The organism is Streptomyces sp. NPDC001153 (assembly GCF_053598315.1).
In genome coordinates this window covers 116655-133156 of sequence record NZ_JBSFJZ010000014.1, presented here as the reverse complement: position 1 = coordinate 133156, position 16502 = coordinate 116655, and the positions used below count along the sequence as shown (strand labels likewise).

General features: G+C 72.9%; 17 protein-coding genes and 1 pseudogene. 8 read left to right on the top strand and 10 right to left on the bottom strand.

The window, feature by feature from the left end:
* The first annotated feature begins 291 nt into the window (after window positions 1-291).
* Window positions 292-1020 carry a bifunctional DNA primase/polymerase gene (locus ACWDEN_RS18175; RefSeq protein ID WP_351604493.1) on the top strand — a complete coding sequence of 243 codons (729 nt, stop codon included), beginning with the start codon at window positions 292-294 and terminating at the stop codon, window positions 1018-1020.
* Between the two features lie 10 nt (window positions 1021-1030).
* Here ACWDEN_RS18175 and ACWDEN_RS18170 read toward each other — a convergent pair whose 3' ends face one another.
* Together ACWDEN_RS18170 and ACWDEN_RS18165 are read right to left on the bottom strand one after the other, a co-directional pair.
* Complete coding sequence (locus ACWDEN_RS18170) at window positions 1031-2023, bottom strand: hypothetical protein (protein ID WP_351604495.1); 993 nt, start codon at window positions 2021-2023, stop codon at window positions 1031-1033.
* Window positions 1983-2159: pseudogene (locus ACWDEN_RS18165) on the bottom strand (iron transporter); the annotation flags it as partial. The pseudogene ACWDEN_RS18165 and the gene ACWDEN_RS18170, both read right to left, overlap by 41 nt.
* Before the next feature lie 66 nt (window positions 2160-2225).
* Between ACWDEN_RS18165 and ACWDEN_RS18160 the strand changes: the two are divergent.
* Window positions 2226-2870 (top strand): PhzF family phenazine biosynthesis protein, encoded by a 645-nt coding sequence (locus ACWDEN_RS18160; RefSeq protein ID WP_351604497.1) that lies wholly within the window; start codon window positions 2226-2228, stop codon window positions 2868-2870.
* 13 nt (window positions 2871-2883) lie between these two features.
* Here ACWDEN_RS18160 and ACWDEN_RS18155 read toward each other — a convergent pair whose 3' ends face one another.
* On the bottom strand, window positions 2884-3534 hold the full coding sequence (locus ACWDEN_RS18155) for a biliverdin-producing heme oxygenase (RefSeq protein WP_450859635.1): 651 nt from the start codon (window positions 3532-3534) through the stop codon (window positions 2884-2886).
* Window positions 3535-3651: 117 nt separating this feature from the next.
* Window positions 3652-4509 carry a type I methionyl aminopeptidase gene (gene map / locus ACWDEN_RS18150; protein WP_450859634.1) on the bottom strand — a complete coding sequence of 286 codons (858 nt, stop codon included), beginning with the start codon at window positions 4507-4509 and terminating at the stop codon, window positions 3652-3654.
* Window positions 4510-4566: 57 nt separating this feature from the next.
* On the opposite strand from map, the gene ACWDEN_RS18145 reads away from it, so the two are divergent.
* Window positions 4567-4800, top strand: coding sequence for a hypothetical protein (locus ACWDEN_RS18145; protein ID WP_351604501.1), 234 nt, complete (start codon window positions 4567-4569; stop codon window positions 4798-4800).
* On the opposite strand, the gene ACWDEN_RS18140 is transcribed toward ACWDEN_RS18145, so the two are convergent.
* Both ACWDEN_RS18140 and ACWDEN_RS18135 read right to left on the bottom strand, forming a co-directional pair.
* Window positions 4801-6078 carry an MFS transporter gene (locus tag ACWDEN_RS18140; protein WP_450859633.1) on the bottom strand — a complete coding sequence of 426 codons (1278 nt, stop codon included), beginning with the start codon at window positions 6076-6078 and terminating at the stop codon, window positions 4801-4803.
* A gap of 92 nt (window positions 6079-6170) precedes the next feature.
* Window positions 6171-6767 (bottom strand): hypothetical protein, encoded by a 597-nt coding sequence (locus ACWDEN_RS18135; protein WP_351604503.1) that lies wholly within the window; start codon window positions 6765-6767, stop codon window positions 6171-6173.
* Between the two features lie 115 nt (window positions 6768-6882).
* Here ACWDEN_RS18135 and ACWDEN_RS18130 point away from each other — a divergent pair, with 115 nt between their 5' ends.
* The 3 genes from ACWDEN_RS18130 to ACWDEN_RS18120 are packed head-to-tail and all read left to right on the top strand — an operon-like array spanning window position 6883 to window position 8937.
* Window positions 6883-7998, top strand: coding sequence for a sialidase family protein (locus ACWDEN_RS18130; protein WP_450859632.1), 1116 nt, complete (start codon window positions 6883-6885; stop codon window positions 7996-7998).
* Entirely contained in the window at window positions 7995-8717 is a 723-nt protein-coding gene (npdG, locus tag ACWDEN_RS18125; RefSeq protein WP_351604507.1) for an NADPH-dependent F420 reductase, read from the top strand. Before ACWDEN_RS18130 ends, npdG begins: the two co-directional genes overlap by 4 nt.
* Before the next feature lie 4 nt (window positions 8718-8721).
* A complete protein-coding gene (locus ACWDEN_RS18120; protein ID WP_351604509.1) occupies window positions 8722-8937 on the top strand; it encodes a hypothetical protein in 216 nt (71 codons plus the stop codon).
* Here the strand turns inward: ACWDEN_RS18120 and ACWDEN_RS18115 are convergent.
* On the bottom strand, window positions 8934-9704 hold the full coding sequence (locus tag ACWDEN_RS18115) for a site-2 protease family protein (protein WP_351604511.1): 771 nt from the start codon (window positions 9702-9704) through the stop codon (window positions 8934-8936). The genes ACWDEN_RS18120 and ACWDEN_RS18115 overlap by 4 nt on opposite strands.
* Window positions 9705-9811: 107 nt before the next feature.
* Between ACWDEN_RS18115 and ACWDEN_RS18110 the strand changes: the two genes are divergently transcribed.
* Window positions 9812-9976, top strand: coding sequence for a hypothetical protein (locus ACWDEN_RS18110; protein ID WP_351604513.1), 165 nt, complete (start codon window positions 9812-9814; stop codon window positions 9974-9976).
* A 14-nt stretch (window positions 9977-9990) separates the two neighbouring features.
* Window positions 9991-13254 carry a BTAD domain-containing putative transcriptional regulator gene (locus tag ACWDEN_RS18105; protein ID WP_450859658.1) on the top strand — a complete coding sequence of 1088 codons (3264 nt, stop codon included), beginning with the start codon at window positions 9991-9993 and terminating at the stop codon, window positions 13252-13254.
* A gap of 11 nt (window positions 13255-13265) precedes the next feature.
* Here ACWDEN_RS18105 and ACWDEN_RS18100 read toward each other — a convergent pair whose 3' ends face one another.
* From ACWDEN_RS18100 to ACWDEN_RS18090, 3 genes are all read right to left on the bottom strand, one after another.
* Window positions 13266-14087: an ABC transporter permease gene (locus tag ACWDEN_RS18100; protein ID WP_351604515.1), complete on the bottom strand. Its 822-nt coding sequence runs from the start codon at window positions 14085-14087 to the stop codon at window positions 13266-13268.
* Window positions 14084-15109: an ATP-binding cassette domain-containing protein gene (locus tag ACWDEN_RS18095; protein WP_450859631.1), complete on the bottom strand. Its 1026-nt coding sequence runs from the start codon at window positions 15107-15109 to the stop codon at window positions 14084-14086. Before ACWDEN_RS18095 ends, ACWDEN_RS18100 begins: the two co-directional genes overlap by 4 nt.
* An 85-nt stretch (window positions 15110-15194) precedes the next feature.
* A complete protein-coding gene (locus ACWDEN_RS18090) occupies window positions 15195-16418 on the bottom strand; it encodes an MFS transporter (RefSeq protein ID WP_450859630.1) in 1224 nt (407 codons plus the stop codon).
* Between the last annotated feature and the right edge of the window lie 84 nt (window positions 16419-16502).

Here is a 16502-nt window from a genome sequence, read left to right as displayed (position 1 = left end):
CAAGGCGGTGCCGCGGATCACGGTGGCCCGCCCCGCACGGAATCGGGACACCGTGGCCGCCCCAGGTCCCCCCGCAGGAGCCGTCCGCGTAGCCGCGCGGGCCGGGGCGGGCAAGCAGTACGCCGTCCCGGACACCGCCGGCCTCGCCGCCGGCCTCAAGGCGGTGCTGCGGATCACGGTGGCCCGCCCCGCACGGAATCGGGACCCCAGACACCCCCAAGCGCACGAAGATGGGACGATAAGGCACACTGTCCGCACAGCAGCGAGGCGACGACCAGACTGAGGGGATAGATGAGCGCGACGTTCGGCGGCCGGTCCGGCCGGCAGGGCAAACTCTCCCAGTGGCTGCTCGGACGCCGCCCGAAGGATGCCGCCGACGACGGTGGCCGTGAGGCCCTGCTGCTGGCCGCTGCCGCGGCGGGCCTGCCGCTCGCCCCCGCCGCGCACCCCGCCCCCGGCTACGGCTGTTCCTGCGACCGCGTGGGCTGTCCCACCCCGGCCCGGCACCCGGTGTCGTTCGCCTGGCAGACGCAGTCCACCACCGACCGCGCCCAGATCGAACGCTGGGCCCGGCACCAGCCGCAGGCCAACTTCATCACCGCGACCGGCATGGTGCACGACGTCCTGGACGTGCCCCTGCAGGCCGGCCGGGAGGCGCTGGAGCGGCTGCTCGGCTCCGGCGTCGAGGTGGGGCCGGTCGCCGAGAGCGACGACGGCCGCATGCTGTTCTTCACCCTCACCCGCGGCACCCCCGAGGACGAGGACGAGTGGTGGCCGTGCGAGCTGGACTGCCGCCCCGAGACCATGGATGAGCATCCGGGGCTGCGCTGGCACTGCCGGGGGTCGTACGTCCTGGTGCCGCCCGCCCGGCTCCCCGGTGACGACCAGCGGGTGCGCTGGGTGCGGGGGCCGGAGCATGCGCTGCCGGATCCGTTGAGCCTGCTGGAGGCGCTCACCGACGCCTGCGCGCGGTACGCGGGCGCCGGCCATCAGGGTGCCGCCTGGCCGCTGCGGCACTAGGCAGCGCGTCTCACTCGCCCTGCGCCGATGTAAGACCCGGCACCCGCCCCAGCACCGACACCCTGCCGCTGCCCGCCGGGTCCAAGGCGACCTCGCCCGACATGAACTGCAGCGTCAGGGACTGTTTCACCTCGCCCGTGGTCAGTGCCTGTACGTCCTTGTTCGTGACCGGCACGGTGGTTCCGGCCGCGGCGGTCTGCTTCTCGTAGTGGTGGGTGGTGAAGAACACCAGTGCCCCGCCGTCCGCCGTGCGCAGCGCCAGCGGCGCGTAACTGCCGTTCGTCAGCGGGCCGTCGATGAACTGGGTGACCAGGCCCGGCTTGCGGGCCCGCTTGGCCCGGTCGGCGCGTTCGACGCTGGTGTACCTGCCGTCGGCGAAGGCCTGACCGCCCTTCTTCAGGTACGTCGCGTACTCCTGGCTCAGCTTCCCTGGCGCGACGGCGAGCTGCTGGGAGCCGGCCGGTACCGCCTCGGCCCAGCCGTCCTTGTCCGTCTTGAACGCCGGTACCGCGCCCGGCGCCACGAGGGTGACGTACGCCACCCGCCAGCGCTCGCCGAGGTCGCCCCGGGTGAACACCATCAGCCAGCGCAGGTCGCCGGTCTTGTTGCCCTTCGCGTCGGCGACGAACCAGCGCGGCCAGCCGGCCTTCTGGGGGATCGTGACCTTCACGTCCGACAGCTTCAGCGGCACGTGGTTCGGGTTGCCGGACGGGCTGTTGGCGTGCCCGGCCTTCAGCCGCGCGGCGGTGATGTCGCCGAACGGGCCGGTCAGGTAGGGCGCGTCCAGGGAGCTGTCGTAGGCCTTGTCGGCCTTGTTGTACGCGGCCGTGAACGCGGTGAGCGCCTTGCCGGCCTCGGCGCGGGTGGCGGCGGGGAGCACCTCCCGCTCCCCGTGCACCACCACGCAACCGCTCGCCGACAGCGACAAAGCGGTCAGCGAGGCCGCTATGAGTGCGTTTCGGTCACGCCTGCGGAGCCTGCGCGGGCTGCGATCCCTGCTCATCGGGTCCCTTCACCTTCCCCTTTCCGGAGGCGAACCCTACCGGGGCGCGGAAGACCGCGAGTGCCGGGATCAGGTACAGCAGCCACACCGTGACCTGGCGGACGGTCGGCTCGGGCCGGAAGCCGAACACGCCGTCGGCAACGCCGTCGACGGTGCCCCGCCCGGGACGCGCTCCTGACCGCCGCGATGTTTCAATTCCCCCGTGACTGACTACGACGTACTCCGCGTCTTCTGCGGACCGGACGGCGGCTACGGCAACGAGCTCGGCGTCGTCCGCGACGGCTCGGTGCTGCCCGAGCGGAGCGACCGGCAGGAGCTGGCGGCCAAACTCGGCTTCAGCGAGACCGTGTTCGTGGACGACCCCGAGCGCGGTGTGATCGACATCTACACGCCCACTCTGCGCCTGCCCTTCGCCGGTCACCCCTGCGTCGGCACCGCCTGGCTGCTCGACGTGCCCGAACTGGTCACGCCCGCCGGTGTCGTCGGTGCCCGGCTGGACGGCGAGTTCAGCTGGATCGAGGCACGCGCGGAGTGGGCGCCGCCACGCACGCTGCGACAGTACGGCAGCGCCGCCGAGGTCGATGCTCTTCAGATCCCGGCCCCCGGCGAGTGGATCTACGCCTGGGCCTGGGAGGACGAGGCGGCCGGACGGATCCGCGCCCGCGCCTTCCCCGGCCGCGACGACGGCATCGACGAGGACGAGGCCACCGGCGCCGCCGCCCTGCTCCTCACCGACCGGCTGGGCCGCGCCCTGAACATCACCCAGGGCAAGGGCTCCCAGATCCTGACCGCGCCCCAGCCGGAAGGGTGGGTGGAGGTCGGGGGCCGGGTGTTCCTGGAGCGCTAGTCGCCCCCGGGTGTCAGGCGCTCAGCGGGAACTCGTCCCCGAGTGCCCGGAACACCGCGGTGTTCAGGGCGAAAGCCCGCCTGCACTCCCCGACGACCCGCTGCTTCTCCAGGTCGTCCACCCGTATCCCGTCGAGCAGCTGCCGGTAACTCCGCTTGAACGCGGCCGGGTTGGGGACGCCGTCGAAGACGTAGAAGCGGACGCCGTCACCCTTTCTGGTGAAGCCCCAGGTCTTCTCCGCCCGGTCGCGGATGATCTGGCCGCCCGACAGGTCGCCCAGGTACCGCGTGTAATGGTGGGCGACATAGCCGCCGGGCCAGCGCTCGGCGCACTCGCGGACCCGGGCCGCGTACTGCCGCGTGGCGGGCAGGGCGCTCAGGGTCGCCCGCCACCCCGGCCCCCGCAGATGCGCCAGGTCCCGCTCCAGCGCGGCCAGCCGGAACAGCTCGGGCCGGACGAACGGCCCCGCCACCGGGTCCGCCGCCAGCCGTCCGGCGCCGCGCTCCAGTGCGTCGTACACGAACCACAGCTGCTCGGTGTAGCGCGCGTAGGCGGCCACGCCCAGCCGGCCGCCGAGCAGGTCGCTCATGAACGCCGACGTCTCCGCCTCGCCGTGTGCCTCATGGGACGCGGTGCGGATGAGGGTGGAGAAGGAGGAGTCCATGAGGCCGTCCCAATCTTGCACGACATCTTGCCGACATCCTGTCGGTAAAAGTCTACAAGAGAAAGCCCGCCCTCGCAGAGGGCGGGCCGTGCGGTCGTGGCAGGAGCGAGCGCGGCGTTACGGCAGGGTCAGGATGTCCGCGCCGGTCTCCGTCACCACCAGCGTGTGCTCGAACTGGGCCGTCCGCCTGCGGTCCTTCGTCACGACCGTCCAGCCGTCGTCCCACATGTCGTACTCGTGGGTGCCCAGCGTCAGCATCGGCTCGATCGTGAACGTCATGCCCGGCTGCATGACCGTCGTCGCGTGCGGGCTGTCGTAGTGCGGGATGATCAGGCCGGAGTGGAACGAGGAGCTGATGCCGTGGCCGGTGAAGTCGCGGACGACCCCGTAGCCGAAACGCTTGGCGTAGGACTCGATGACCCGGCCGATGACATTGATCTGCCGGCCCGGCCTGACCGCCTTGATCGCGCGGTTCAGGGCCTCCCGGGTCCGCTCCACCAGCAGCCGGGACTCCTCGTCCACGTCGCCGACCAGGTAGGTGGCGTTGTTGTCGCCGTGCACCCCGCCGATGTACGCCGTCACGTCCAGGTTGACGATGTCGCCGTCCCTGAGGACCGTCGAGTCCGGGATGCCGTGGCAGATGACCTCGTTGACGGAGGTGCACAGGGACTTCGGGAAGCCGCGGTAGCCGAGCGTGGAGGGGTAGGCGCCGTGGTCGCACATGTACTCGTGGGCGACCTTGTCCAGCTGGTCCGTGGTGACCCCCGGCGCGATGATCTTCGCGGCCTCCTCCATCGCCTGCGCGGCGATACGGCCGGCGAGCCGCATCGCCTCGATGGTCTCCGGACTCTGCACCTCCGGACCGGTGTACGGCGCCGGCGCGGGTTTGCCGACGTACTCGGGGCGGCGGATGTTTCCGGGGACCGAACGGGTGGGGGACAGCTCCCCCGGCACGAGCAGCGACTGGCCAGACATGCAGCGAGTCTATCGAGCCGAGTTGGGGGATCATGTCGTTGGCGAGAGGAGCTGTTCATGCCCCTGTTCAAGAAGCGCACCGTCGGCAAGCCGGGCGAGTGGTACTACTGCCTGGAGCACAAGAAGGTCGAGGAGGGCCCGGAGTGCCCGGGCAAGGACCGCTTCGGGCCGTACGCCTCGCCCGAGGAGGCCCGGCACGCCATGGAGACGGCCGCCGAGCGCAACCTCCAGTGGGAGAACGACCCGCGCTGGCACGACGCGCAGGCCGGCGGGAGCGGCGAGGAGGACTGATCAGGCCTGTACGGCCGTGCGCCGCTCGCGCATCCGTACCGCGTGCTCGTTGGTGCGGGCGTCGTACGTCATGAGCCCCGGCAGGCACAGCGCGAGCAGTCCCATGGCGCCGGCGCAGGCCAGGCCGCCGGAGACGACGGAGGTCCGCACGCCCGCCCAGGCGGCCATGCCGCCCGCCCGGACCTGGCCGAGCTGCGGGCCGACCGAGTAGGACAGCAGCTCGATCCCGGCGAGCCGGCCGCGCAGCTCGTCCGGGATCGTCTGGTTCCACATGGCCGACCGGAAGATCCCGCTGACCATGTCGAAGCCGCCGCCGGCGGTCAGGAACAGCAGGACCAGCCACAGGTTTCCGCAGACGCCGGCCGCCGCTACGGCGATGCCCCAGCCGGCGGCCGACAACAGCACCACCAGCCCGTGCCGGTGGACCCGGGAAGCCCAGCCGCCGGTCAGGCTCACCAGCATCGCGCCGGCCGGGACGGCGGCGTACATCAGGCCGAGCGCCCAGTCGGCGTGCAGCTCGTCGGCGAGGAACGGCAGCACCGCGAGCGGCATGGCCAGGAACATCGCCGCGAGGTCGACGACGTAGGTGCCGAGGAGCTCCTTGCGGCTCCAGGCGTACCGGGCGCCTTCCAGGATGGCGTGCAGGGAGGGCTTCGACGCCTCGTGGGAGGCGGGGGAGGGGGCGGTCCGGATCATGTACGCCAGCGAGACGACGAAGGTCAGCAGGTCGGCGGCGTACGCCCAGCCGAGGCCCGCGTAGGCGACGACCACGCCCGCGACGGCCGGGCCCGCGACGCCGCCGACGGTCCAGCGCAGGGAGTTCAGCGAGGCCGCGGCGGGCATGTCGTCGTGGGCGACGATCCGGGGCCACAGGGAGTCCAGGGCCGGGCGCTGGACGGAGACCAGGGCGGAGGAGAGGGCGGCGACGGCGTACAGCGGCCAGACCGCGGGGTGCGGGAGCAGGGCGTTGAGCAGCAGGGCGGCGCTGAGCAGGCCCTGACCGGCCTCCGTCCGCACGATGAGCTTCCGCTTGTCGAGCGCGTCGGCGAGGGCGCCGCCGTACAGACCGCACACGATGAGCGGCAGCAGCTCTACGGCGCCGATCGCGCCCACCGCCGCGGTCGACTCCGTCAGGTCCTTCAGCTGGACCGGGAGCGCGACGAAGGTGAGGAAGCTGCCGAAGTTGCTGATCAGCCCCGACTTCCAGAGTCGGCGAAAGTCCGCGGAGGACTTCCAGGGGGCGAGGTCGGGGAGGAGGGCGCGGCTCACTTCAGGCATGTTCGATTGGGCGGAGTCCAGGGGCAACTGCTTTTCCCGGCCCCCTGGGGCCCCGGCCCCAGACCCCCGTGTTCCTGCGCGGGCGGGCAAGGTCACCAGGGGGCCGGCGGCGGTGCCGTCAAAGCTTCCGCCAGTCTCGCCCACCTGTCCCGGAACCCCCGCCGCGCCCTCGGAGAGCCCCGGTTCTCCCCGGCCGCCGCGCTGACCAGGTGCTGGACGGTGTCCAGGTCCAGCTCCGCCCCCTCCGGCACGGCCAGCGTGTCATGGGCCATCGCGGCAAGGTCGCCGCCACCCGCGCCCAGCGCGAGCACCGTCACCCCGGCCCGGCGCGCGTCGTGCACGCGTTCCAGCAGCGGCGCGGGCTCCTCGGGGGCCACGACCAGCAGGGTCTCACCCCGCCGCGCCGCCTCGATCCGGCCCGGCCCCACGGCCAGGTGCGGCGGGTCCGAGGGGCGCGCGTGATGCCGTACCAGGGTCGGGGCCAGCTCGGGCGTCCCGGACCACGCGGCCTCGTCCACCAGATGCGCCGCCAGGTGCCACGGCTCGTACTCCGGCGTGCCCACCAGCAGCAGTCCGCCCCCGTGCGCCACCACCGACCCGCGCAGCACCCCCGCGAACCTCCGGGTGGCCCCCAGCCACTCGGTCCCGGCGAGCACTTCCCGCAGCAGTGCGACCCGTACGGCGTCCATGCGCCCGCATCCTGCCGCAACCGGTCACCCGTGACGCGGAGTTCACCCGGAATTCGCCCGCCCCGGGGACGTACAACACCACATCCGTACCGTCGGCGTCCCCAGGAGCCGCCCGATGACCGACGTCACCGTCCCCTTCCGCGCCGGACGCGAGGGCTATGCCGCCTACCGGATACCGGCCGTCGTCGCCACCCGCGCCGGCACACTGCTCGCCTTCTGCGAGGGCCGCGCCGACTCCGCCGCCGACCACGGGCACATCGACATCGTGCTCAAGCGGTCCACGGACGGCGGCCGCACCTGGGGGCCGCTCCAGGTCGTCGCGAGCAACGGCGACGACCTCGCCGGAAACCCCGCCCCCGTCCTCCTCGACACCGGCCGCATCCTGCTCGTGCACATCCGTGCGGCCGCCACCGCCACCGAGGCCGCCGTCCTGCGCGGCCAGGTGCCCGACGCCGACGGGCGGCGGGTGTGGGTGCAGCACAGTGACGACGAGGGGGCGACCTGGTCCGCACCCCGGGAGATCACCGCGCAGGTGAAGAAGCCCGGCTGGCGCTGGTACGCCACCACCCCCGGCCACGCCCTCCAGCTGAGCGCCGGCCGCGTACTCGTCCCCGCCAACCACACCCTGCCGCCCACCGGCACCGACACCGGCGCCGAGCCGCGGTACAACAGCGGCCACTGCCTGCTCAGCGACGACCGGGGGGAGTCCTGGTGCCTCGGGTACCTCGACGAGAACACCGACGGGTACATCAACGTCAACGAGACCACCGCCGCCGAACTCCCCGACGGCCGCGTCTACTTCAACACCCGCAACGACAGCCCGTCCCCCGGCAACCGTGCCGACGCCCACTCGGCGGACGGCGGCAGGACACTCGTCAGACCCTTCCGGCCGCAGGCCGGGCTCACCGCACCCGTCTGCGAGGCCTCCGTCCTCCAGCTCCGGGGCCCCGACCTGCTCCTCTACTCCGGCCCGGCCGACCCCGCCTTCCGCGCCCTGATGACGATCCGCGCCTCCACCGACGGCGGCACCACCTGGCGCACGGCGTTCACCGTCGACGGACTGCCCGCCGCCTACTCCGACCTGGTCCGCGTCGACCCGGACACCGTCGGACTCCTCTACGAGACCGGCGACTTCAGCGCCTACGAGACCATCACCTTCCGCAGGGTTGCGGTGGAGCGGCTCGGGTGGGCCGGTGCCGTACCCCCGGCGGACGTAGAGTCGCACCCATGACCTCTACGACCTCCACCGACAGCGCACAGACCCCGGCCAAGGCCCCCGCCAAGGACCCCTGGGACCTGCCCGACGTCTCCGGGTACGTCGTCGGCGTGCTCGGCGGCACCGGACCGCAGGGCAAGGGCCTCGCCTACCGGCTCGCCCGGGCCGGCCAGAAGGTGATCATCGGCTCCCGGTCCGCCGAGCGCGCCCAGGCCGCCGCCCAGGAGTGCGGCCACGGCGTCGAGGGCGCCGACAACGCCGAGGCCGCGCGCCGCAGCGACATCGTGATCGTCGCCGTACCGTGGGACGGCCACGGCGACACGCTGAAGGCCCTGCGCGAGGTACTGGCCGGCAAGCTCGTCGTGGACTGCGTCAACCCCCTCGGTTTCGACAAGAAGGGCGCCTACGCGATCAGGCCCGAGGAGGGCAGCGCCGCCGAGCAGGCCGCCGCCCTGCTGCCCGACTCCCGGGTCGCCGCCGCCTTCCACCACCTGTCCGCCGTGCTGCTCCAGGACCCGGAGATCGAGCAGATCGACACCGACGTGATGGTGCTGGGCGAGGAGCGGGCCGACGTCGAGATCGTGCAGGCCCTCGCCGGGCGCATCCCCGGCATGCGCGGCGTCTTCGCCGGGCGGCTGCGCAACGCCCACCAGGTCGAGTCGCTGGTCGCGAACCTGATCTCCGTCAACCGCCGCTACAAGGCACACGCCGGGCTCCGCGTCACCGACGTCTGAGCGCATGGGGGACACTGTTCGTCGTAGCAGTGTCCCCCGCAAGGAGCCGACCCCCATGCCCCGCATCGCCCTCTGCACCCTCGTCGTCTGCGTGCTCGCGGTGGCCGCCGCCGTCGTCTCGTTCGTCCAGGGCAGCTGGCTGGGGATCGTCTGGGTACTGCTGGCGGGCCTGACGTCCAACATGACCTGGTACTACATCAAGCGCGACCGGGCGGCCTAGGCCCAGAAGCGGTAGAGGCTCCAGCCGTACGACGTGTCCCAGTCGCTGACTCCCAGTACGCGCAGGATCGCGTGGATCATGTTGAAGAACGTGATGTTGATCGACGGCACCCACAGCAACGCGAACACGAACAGCAGGCCGAACTGCGCGAACGGCTCCACCTGCCGCTTGACCCTGTACGACAGCCAGGGCTCGATGACGCCGTAGCCGTCCAGGCCCGGCACGGGCAGGAAGTTCAGGATCGCCGCCGTCACCTGCAGCAGGGCCAGGAAGGCGAGCGCGAACCGGAAGTCGCTCGGTACGCCGTCCAGCGCGTGCAGCCAGAACGGGGCGGTGCACACGACCGCGAACAGCACGTTCGTCAGCGGGCCCGCCGCCGAGATCAGGCTGTGCCGCCAGCGGCCCCGGATCCGGCCGCGCTCGATGAACACCGCGCCGCCGGGCAGACCGATCCCGCCCATGATCACGAAGACGACCGGGAGCACGATGCTCAGCAGCGCGTGGGTGTACTTCAGCGGGTTCAGGGTCAGGTAGCCCTTCGCGCCGATCGTGATGTCGCCGCTGTGCAGGGCCGTGCGCGCGTGCGCGTACTCGTGCAGGCACAGGGAGACGATCCAGGCCGCGGTCACGAACAGGAACACCGCGACGCCCGGCTGTGCCGCAAACCCCGTCCAGGTGGCCCAGCCCGTCACCGCCGTCACGGCCAGGATCCCGACGAACACGGGACTGACCCGGCGGTCGCCGCGGCGGGTGGTGGCGGTGGTCATCGGCGGGCTCCTGTGCGGTGGGGAGGGTGCGGAGTGCGACCGTACCGGCCGTGCCCCCGCGGGGGAAACGTCTCGCGCTCGCCGTCCGGTTCCTGGACCCTGGGGGGATGCCACGGATGAGGGTGTTCTGCGAGGACGGGCGGACGGAGTGGTTCGAGGAGGTGGACCGCGGCGCGGTGGACGGGCTCGGGAGGGTGCGCCGCACCCGTGGCGTCCTCGTCACCCTGGAGCTCCCGGACGGCGCGCCGCCGGAACCCGGTGACCGCCGGTGACCGCTGCGGCGACAATGGACTCCGTGCGCTTTTCGCTGCTCGGCACCACCCAGGTACTCCGCCCCGACGGTACGGCCGTCCCGGTCGGCGGGGCGCGGCTGCGCGCCCTGCTGGGCGTTCTCGCGCTCCGGGCCGGGCGGACCGTGCCCGCGGGCGTGCTGGTCGACGAGGTCTGGGGCGCCGACCCGCCCGCCGACGCCGCCGGGGCGCTCCACGCGCTGGTCGGCCGGCTGCGCCGTACCCTCGGCGCGGACGCCGTCGCCTCCGCCGAGGGCGGCTACCGGCTCACCGCCGGGCCCGACGACGTCGACCTGACCCGCTTCGAGCGGCTGACCGGCGACGGTCTGCGGGCCCTCGCCGACGGCGACCCGGCCAAGGCCGCCGCCGTCCTGGACGACGCGCTCGCCCTGTGGCGCGGCCCCGCCCTCGCCGACCTGCCCGACCACCACGCCGAGGCGGCCCGCTGGGAGACCCGTCGGCTGGACGCCCTGCGCGCCCGGCACGCCGCCGCCCTCGCCCTCGGACACGCCGAGCAGGTGCTGCCCGAGCTGACCGCCCTGTGCGACGACCACCCGCTGGACGAGCCGCTGCAGGCGCTGCGGCTGCGCGCCCTGCGCGACGCCGGCCGCCCGGCCCAGGCCCTCGCCGCCTACGAGGACGTACGACGGCTGCTCGCGGACCGGCTCGGCTCCGATCCCGGGCCGGACCTGCGCGCCCTGCACGCCGAGCTGCTGACCGCCGAGGAACCCCCGGCGCCGAGGCCCGTGCCGACCGCTCCGGGCAATCTGCCCGCCCGGCTCACCTCCTTCGTCGGCCGGGAGACCGACATCGAGGCCATCGGCGCCGATCTGACCGCCGCCCGCCTGGTCACCCTGCTCGGCCCGGGCGGCGCCGGGAAGACCCGGCTGTCCCAGGAGGCCGCCGACGCGGTACGGCACACCGTCCGGGACGGGGCGTGGCTGGCCGAGCTGGCGCCCGTGGACGACCCCGAGGCCGTACCGCAGGCCGTGCTCACCGCGATCGGCGCCCGCGACACCGTGCTGCACGGCGCCGGCGCCGAGAGCATCCGCGCGGTCACCGACCGGTACGACGACCCCCTCGAACGGATCGTGGAGCACTGCGCCCGGCGCCGGATGCTGATCATCCTGGACAACTGCGAGCATGTGATCGAGGCCGCCGCCCGTCTCACCGAGCGCCTGCTGGCCCGCTGCCCGCAGCTGACGGTGCTCGCCACCAGCCGCGAACCCCTCGGCGTACCGGGGGAGCGGGTGCGCCCGGTGGAGCCGCTGCCCGAGCCGGTCGCGCTGCGGCTGCTCGCCGACCGGGGCGCGGCGGCCCGGCCCGGATTCCGGATCGAGGACGACCCGGAGGCCTGCGCGGAGATCTGCCGGCGGCTCGACGGACTCCCGCTCGCCATCGAGCTGGCGGCGGCCCGGCTGCGGATGCTGGGCCCGCGCCAGATAGCCGACCGGCTCGACGACCGCTTCCGGCTGCTCACCTCCGGCAGCCGCACCGTCCTGCCCCGCCAGCAGACCCTGCGGGCCGTCGTGGACTGGTCCTGGGAGCTGCTCGACGCGGACGAGCGGGACGTCCTCGCCCGGCTGTCCGTCTTCGCGGGCGGCTGCGACCTGGCCGCCGCCGAGGCCGTGTGCGGGCCCGTCGCCCTGGACGCGCTCGGCTCCCTGGTCGACAAGTCCCTGGTGGTGGCCGCGCCTTCGGCGGAGGGCGGGATGCGCTACCGGCTCCTGGAGACCGTCGCCGAGTACGCCGGCGAACGGCTGGACGAGACCGGGCACCGCGCCGACGCCGAGCGCGCCCATCTGACGTACTACCGCGAACTCGCCCGCACCACCGACCTGTTGCTGCGCGGCCCCGGGCAGCGCACCGCCATCGACCGGTTCCAGCTGGAGTACGAGAACCTGCGCACCGCGCTGCGGCACGCCGTCGCCGCGGGGGACGAGCAGGAGGGGCTGTGCCTGGTGCTGTCCCTGGTGGTCTTCTGGCAGATGCGGGACCAGCGCATCGAGACCCGCACCTGGTGCGAGGAGGTCATGGCGCTCGGCCCCGACCCCTTCGCCGCACCCGTACGGCCTGCCGCGCCGCTGGGGCAGCGCTGCACCGACGCCCCGCCCCCGTACACCGGCGAGGTCCTCGCCGAGGCCCGGCGCGGCGTCCACCTGGCCCACCTCTCCTGCATGGACCACGACCTGGAGTCGTGGCAGACGCCCGAGGCACAGGCCAAGCTGCGTGCCATCGTGGAGACCTACGAGCCCGGCATGCCGCAGACCTGCCGGGTGCCCGGCCTGCTCTGGTTCTTCGCCGTCATGCTCACCGGCGGGGCCGAGCGGATGTGGGCCGTCGTCGACGCCTGCGTCCGGACCTGCCGCGAGACCCCCGGTTACGAATGGGACCTGGCCAATACCCTGCAGCTGCGCGCCAACCTCCTCGCCAACCGCGCCGAATGGGCCGGCAACGCCACCCGCGACGCCGAGGAATCGCTGGAGATCTTCCGCCGGCTCGGGGACACCTGGGGCATCGCCGAGGCGTTGTCCGCCCGCGGCGAGGCCCACGAACGCCAGGGCGCCTACCGTGAGGCCGCCGCCGACTACCGGGCGGCCATCGGGCACGCCGAACGTCTCGGCGCCCGCGGCCAGGTGGCCATCCTCCGCGCCCGCCTCGGCAGCGTGCTCATGGAGACGGGCGACCTCGAGCGCGGCGAGCAATTGCTCCGGGACGTCATCGCGAGCCAGGACGGCTCCCACAACGAGGCGATGCCCGCCGCCCGGCTCTTCCTCGGCTGCTGGCTGGGCCTGACCGGTCGCATCGCCGAGGCCCGGGAGCAACTGCGCCTGCTCCGCGAGGAGTTCAAGATCGCGCACTTCGTCGTCTTCGACTCCATGATCCTCACCCAGGAGGCCTGGCTGGACGCCCTCGACGGCCGTGCCGAGGACGCCCTGGACCGGACCCGGCGGGCGCTGGAGCTCGCCCGGGACCCGCTGACCAGGACCATCGCCCCGCACATGGGCTCCGTCTGCCTCTACACCGCCGCGATGGCCCTGGCCCGCCTCGACGGCGGCGGCCGCGCCGCCGACGCCGCCCGCTGCCTGGGCGCCGCCCACGCCCTGCTGCCGCCCGGGCACGTCCTCTCCGGCGTCGAGCGCCGGTGCCACGACATGGCCGAGGAGCGGATCTGGGAGTCCCTGGACGAACCCGCCTACCGGGCCGCGTACGCCGAGGGCGGTGGCCTCTCCCTCGCGGAGGCCACCGCCCTGGTGTGACACCGGAGGCGTCAGCTCTTCGTACGGAACTTGTGGATGGCCACCGGCGCCATGACCGCGGTGATGCCCACCGACCAGGCCACCGTCACCCACAGGCCGTGCGCGACCGGTCCGCCGTTCATCAGGCCGCGTGCGGCGTCGGCCAGGCCGGACATGGGGTTGTAGTCGGTGAAGTGGCGCAGCCAGCCCGGCATCGAGTTCGTCGGCGCGAAGATCGACGAGCCGAACTGGAGCGGGAACAGCGTCAGAAAGCCCATCGCCTGCACGGACTGTGCGTTCTTCATGATCACACCGAGGGTCAGGAACACCCACATGATGGACGAGGCGAAGAGCGTCGCCAGACCCACGGCGGCGAACAGCCCGGCCCAGTGGGTGATGTCGAAGCCCACCAGGACACCGACGACCAGCAGCACGGCCGTCGCGATCAGCATCCGGGCCAGCTCCACCGCGATCTTCGCGAAGAGCACGGAGCCGCGTCCGATCGGCAGGGACCGGAAGCGGTCCATGACCCCGCTGTTGAAGTCCTGGTTGAAGCCGGTGCCGACGCCCTGGGCCATGGACAGGCTGGTCATGGCCATGAGGCCGGGCAAGACGTACTGGACGTAGGCCTGCTGTCCGCCGCCCAGCGCCTTCCCGATCGAGCCGCCGAAGACGTACACGAACAGCAGGGTGAAGATGACCGGCATCAGCAGCGCGTCGAACATCGACTCCGGGTCCTGGCGGATCCAGAGCAGATTGCGGCGCAGCAGGGCTCCGGTGTGCCGCAGGTGCCCGCGCAGCGGGATGCGGGTGTCGGCCGAAGGGACTGCGGAAGTGACGGTGGCGGCGCTCATACGGCGACCTCCTCGCGGGCGTCGGCGGGCACGGTGTCCTGCGGGGCACTGGCGCGGTGGCCGGTGAGGGACAGGAACACCTCGTCCAGGCTGGGCAGTTCGGTGCTGATGGAGGAGATCGTGATGCCGCGCGCGGTGACCGCGCCGACCACGGCGGTCAGCTGCTCGTCGCTGAGGACCGGCACCAGCAGGGTCCCGGACTCGGTGTCCACGGTGGTGGTCGCGAGTCCGGTGATGCCCAGCTCGTCCAGCATGTCGGCGAGCGGGCGCAGCTGCAGCGGGTCGACCGGCCGGACCCGGAGGGTGCGCCCGCCGACGCGGGCCTTCAGCTCCTCGATCCCGCCGGTGGCGATGACCTTGCCGCGGTCGACCACGGTCAGCTCGGAGGCGAGCTGCTCGGCCTCCTCCATGTACTGGGTGGTCAGCAGCACGGTGACGCCGTCGCCGACCATCGCCTTCACCTCGTCCCACACCTCGTTGCGGGTACGGGGGTCGAGTCCGGTGGTCGGCTCGTCGAGGTAGAGCACGGCCGGCCGCCCGATCATCGACGCGGCGAGATCGAGCCGCCGCCGCATGCCGCCGGAGTACGTGCTCGCCGGCCGCTTGGCCGCCTCCGTCAGGGAGAACCGCTCCAGGAGCTCGTCGGCGCGGGCGCGGGCGTCCTTGCGGGACAGGTCCAGCAGCCGGCCGATCATGTAGAGGTTCTCCCAGCCGGGCAGCTTCTCGTCCACGGAGGCGTACTGCCCGGTGAGCCCTATCACCCGGCGAAGCTGCCGGGGCTGCCGTACGACGTCGTACCCGGCCACGGTGGCCCGGCCGGCGTCCGGGGTGATCAGGGTGGACAGGATCCGCACGAGGGTGGTCTTGCCGGCGCCGTTCGGACCGAGGACACCCATCACGGTGCCCTCGCGCACGTCCAGGTCGACACCGTCCAGCGCCTTGGTCTCGCCGTAGTGCTTGACCAGCCCCCGCACCGTCACGGCGTGGCCCCCGCCGACGGGGTTGTCATCGATTCGCGTCATGGGGAAGACGGTGCCAGGGCCCACCGACAAACCACCGACAGCCGACCGACACCACGCCGACAGCCCGCCGGTACTCCTGCCCGGGTCAGTGCTGCAGCGCCCCCGACCCCTCCGGCACGTGGGAGGCGACCAGCCTCTCCCGGCCCGCCGACGGAGTCACCCGGCGCCGGTCCACCGCGTACGCCACGCTCGCCACGCCCAGACCCAGCACCGCGAGCATCGCGCCCGCCGGCGCGGGGGACGTCGTACCGAAGCCCGCCGCCAGTGCCAGGCCGCCGATCCAGGCGCCGCCGGCGTTGGCCAGGTTGAAGGCCGCCTGGTTGGCCGAGGAGGCCAGCGAGGGAGCCGCGGCCGCCTTCTCCATCACCATCAGCTGCAGCGGCGAACCCGTGATGAACGCCGCCATGCCCAGCAGGGTCACCGCGAGCGCCGCGCTCCACTCCGCCCGCATCAGGAGGGGGAACAGCAGGAGCACGAGCCCCAGCGAGGCCAGGCCGCCGAACAGCGTGCCCCGCAGGGAGTGGTCCGCGAGGCGGCCGCCCAGCAGGTTGCCCGCCGTGGCGCCCACCCCGAACAGGGCCAGGAGCAGCGTCACGTCGCCCTCCGCGAACCCGGCCGGCCCGGTCAGCATCGGGGTCACGTAGCTGTAGGCCGCGAAGAGCGCGCCGAAGCCCGCCACCGTCGTGCCGAGGGCCAGCCAGACCGGGAGGGGCTTCAGTGCGGCCAGTTCGCCGCGCAGGCCGGTGGAGGAGGCGGCGTGTCCACGGTCGTGGGGGATGAGCAGTGCCAGCGAGGCGATCGCCGCGAGGCCGATCGCGCTCACGCCGAGGAAGGTCGCCCGCCAGCCCAGGTGCTGGCCCATCAGCGTGGCCGCCGGTACGCCCGCGATATTGGCGACGGTCAGGCCGAGGAACATCAGGGAGACCGAGCGGGCCTTGCGCTCCGGCGGGACCATCGTGGTGGCCACGACCGCTCCCACGCCGAAGAAGGCGCCGTGCGGCAGGCCACTGAGGAAGCGGGCGGCCAGCAGGGAGTCGTTGCCGGGGGCGAGCGCCGAGAGGGCGTTGCCCGCCACGAACAGGGCCATCAGGGCGATCAGGACCGTGCGGCGGGACATGCGGGCCGTGAGCGCGGCCAGCAGCGGGGCGCCGATCACCACGCCCAGCGCGTACGCCGAGACCAGGTGACCGGCGGCGGGGATCGAGATGTGCAGGTCGTCCGCGACGTCGGGCAGCAGGCCCATCATCACGAACTCGGTCGTACCGATACCGAAGGCGCCGACGGCCAGAGCGAGCAGGGCCAGGGGCATGAAGGGCCTGTGCCTTTCGAAGTCAGGGAAAGTCGGAGAGCGGAGTTCCGCACCAGCATATGTTCAGCTGCGGAACAAAGACTC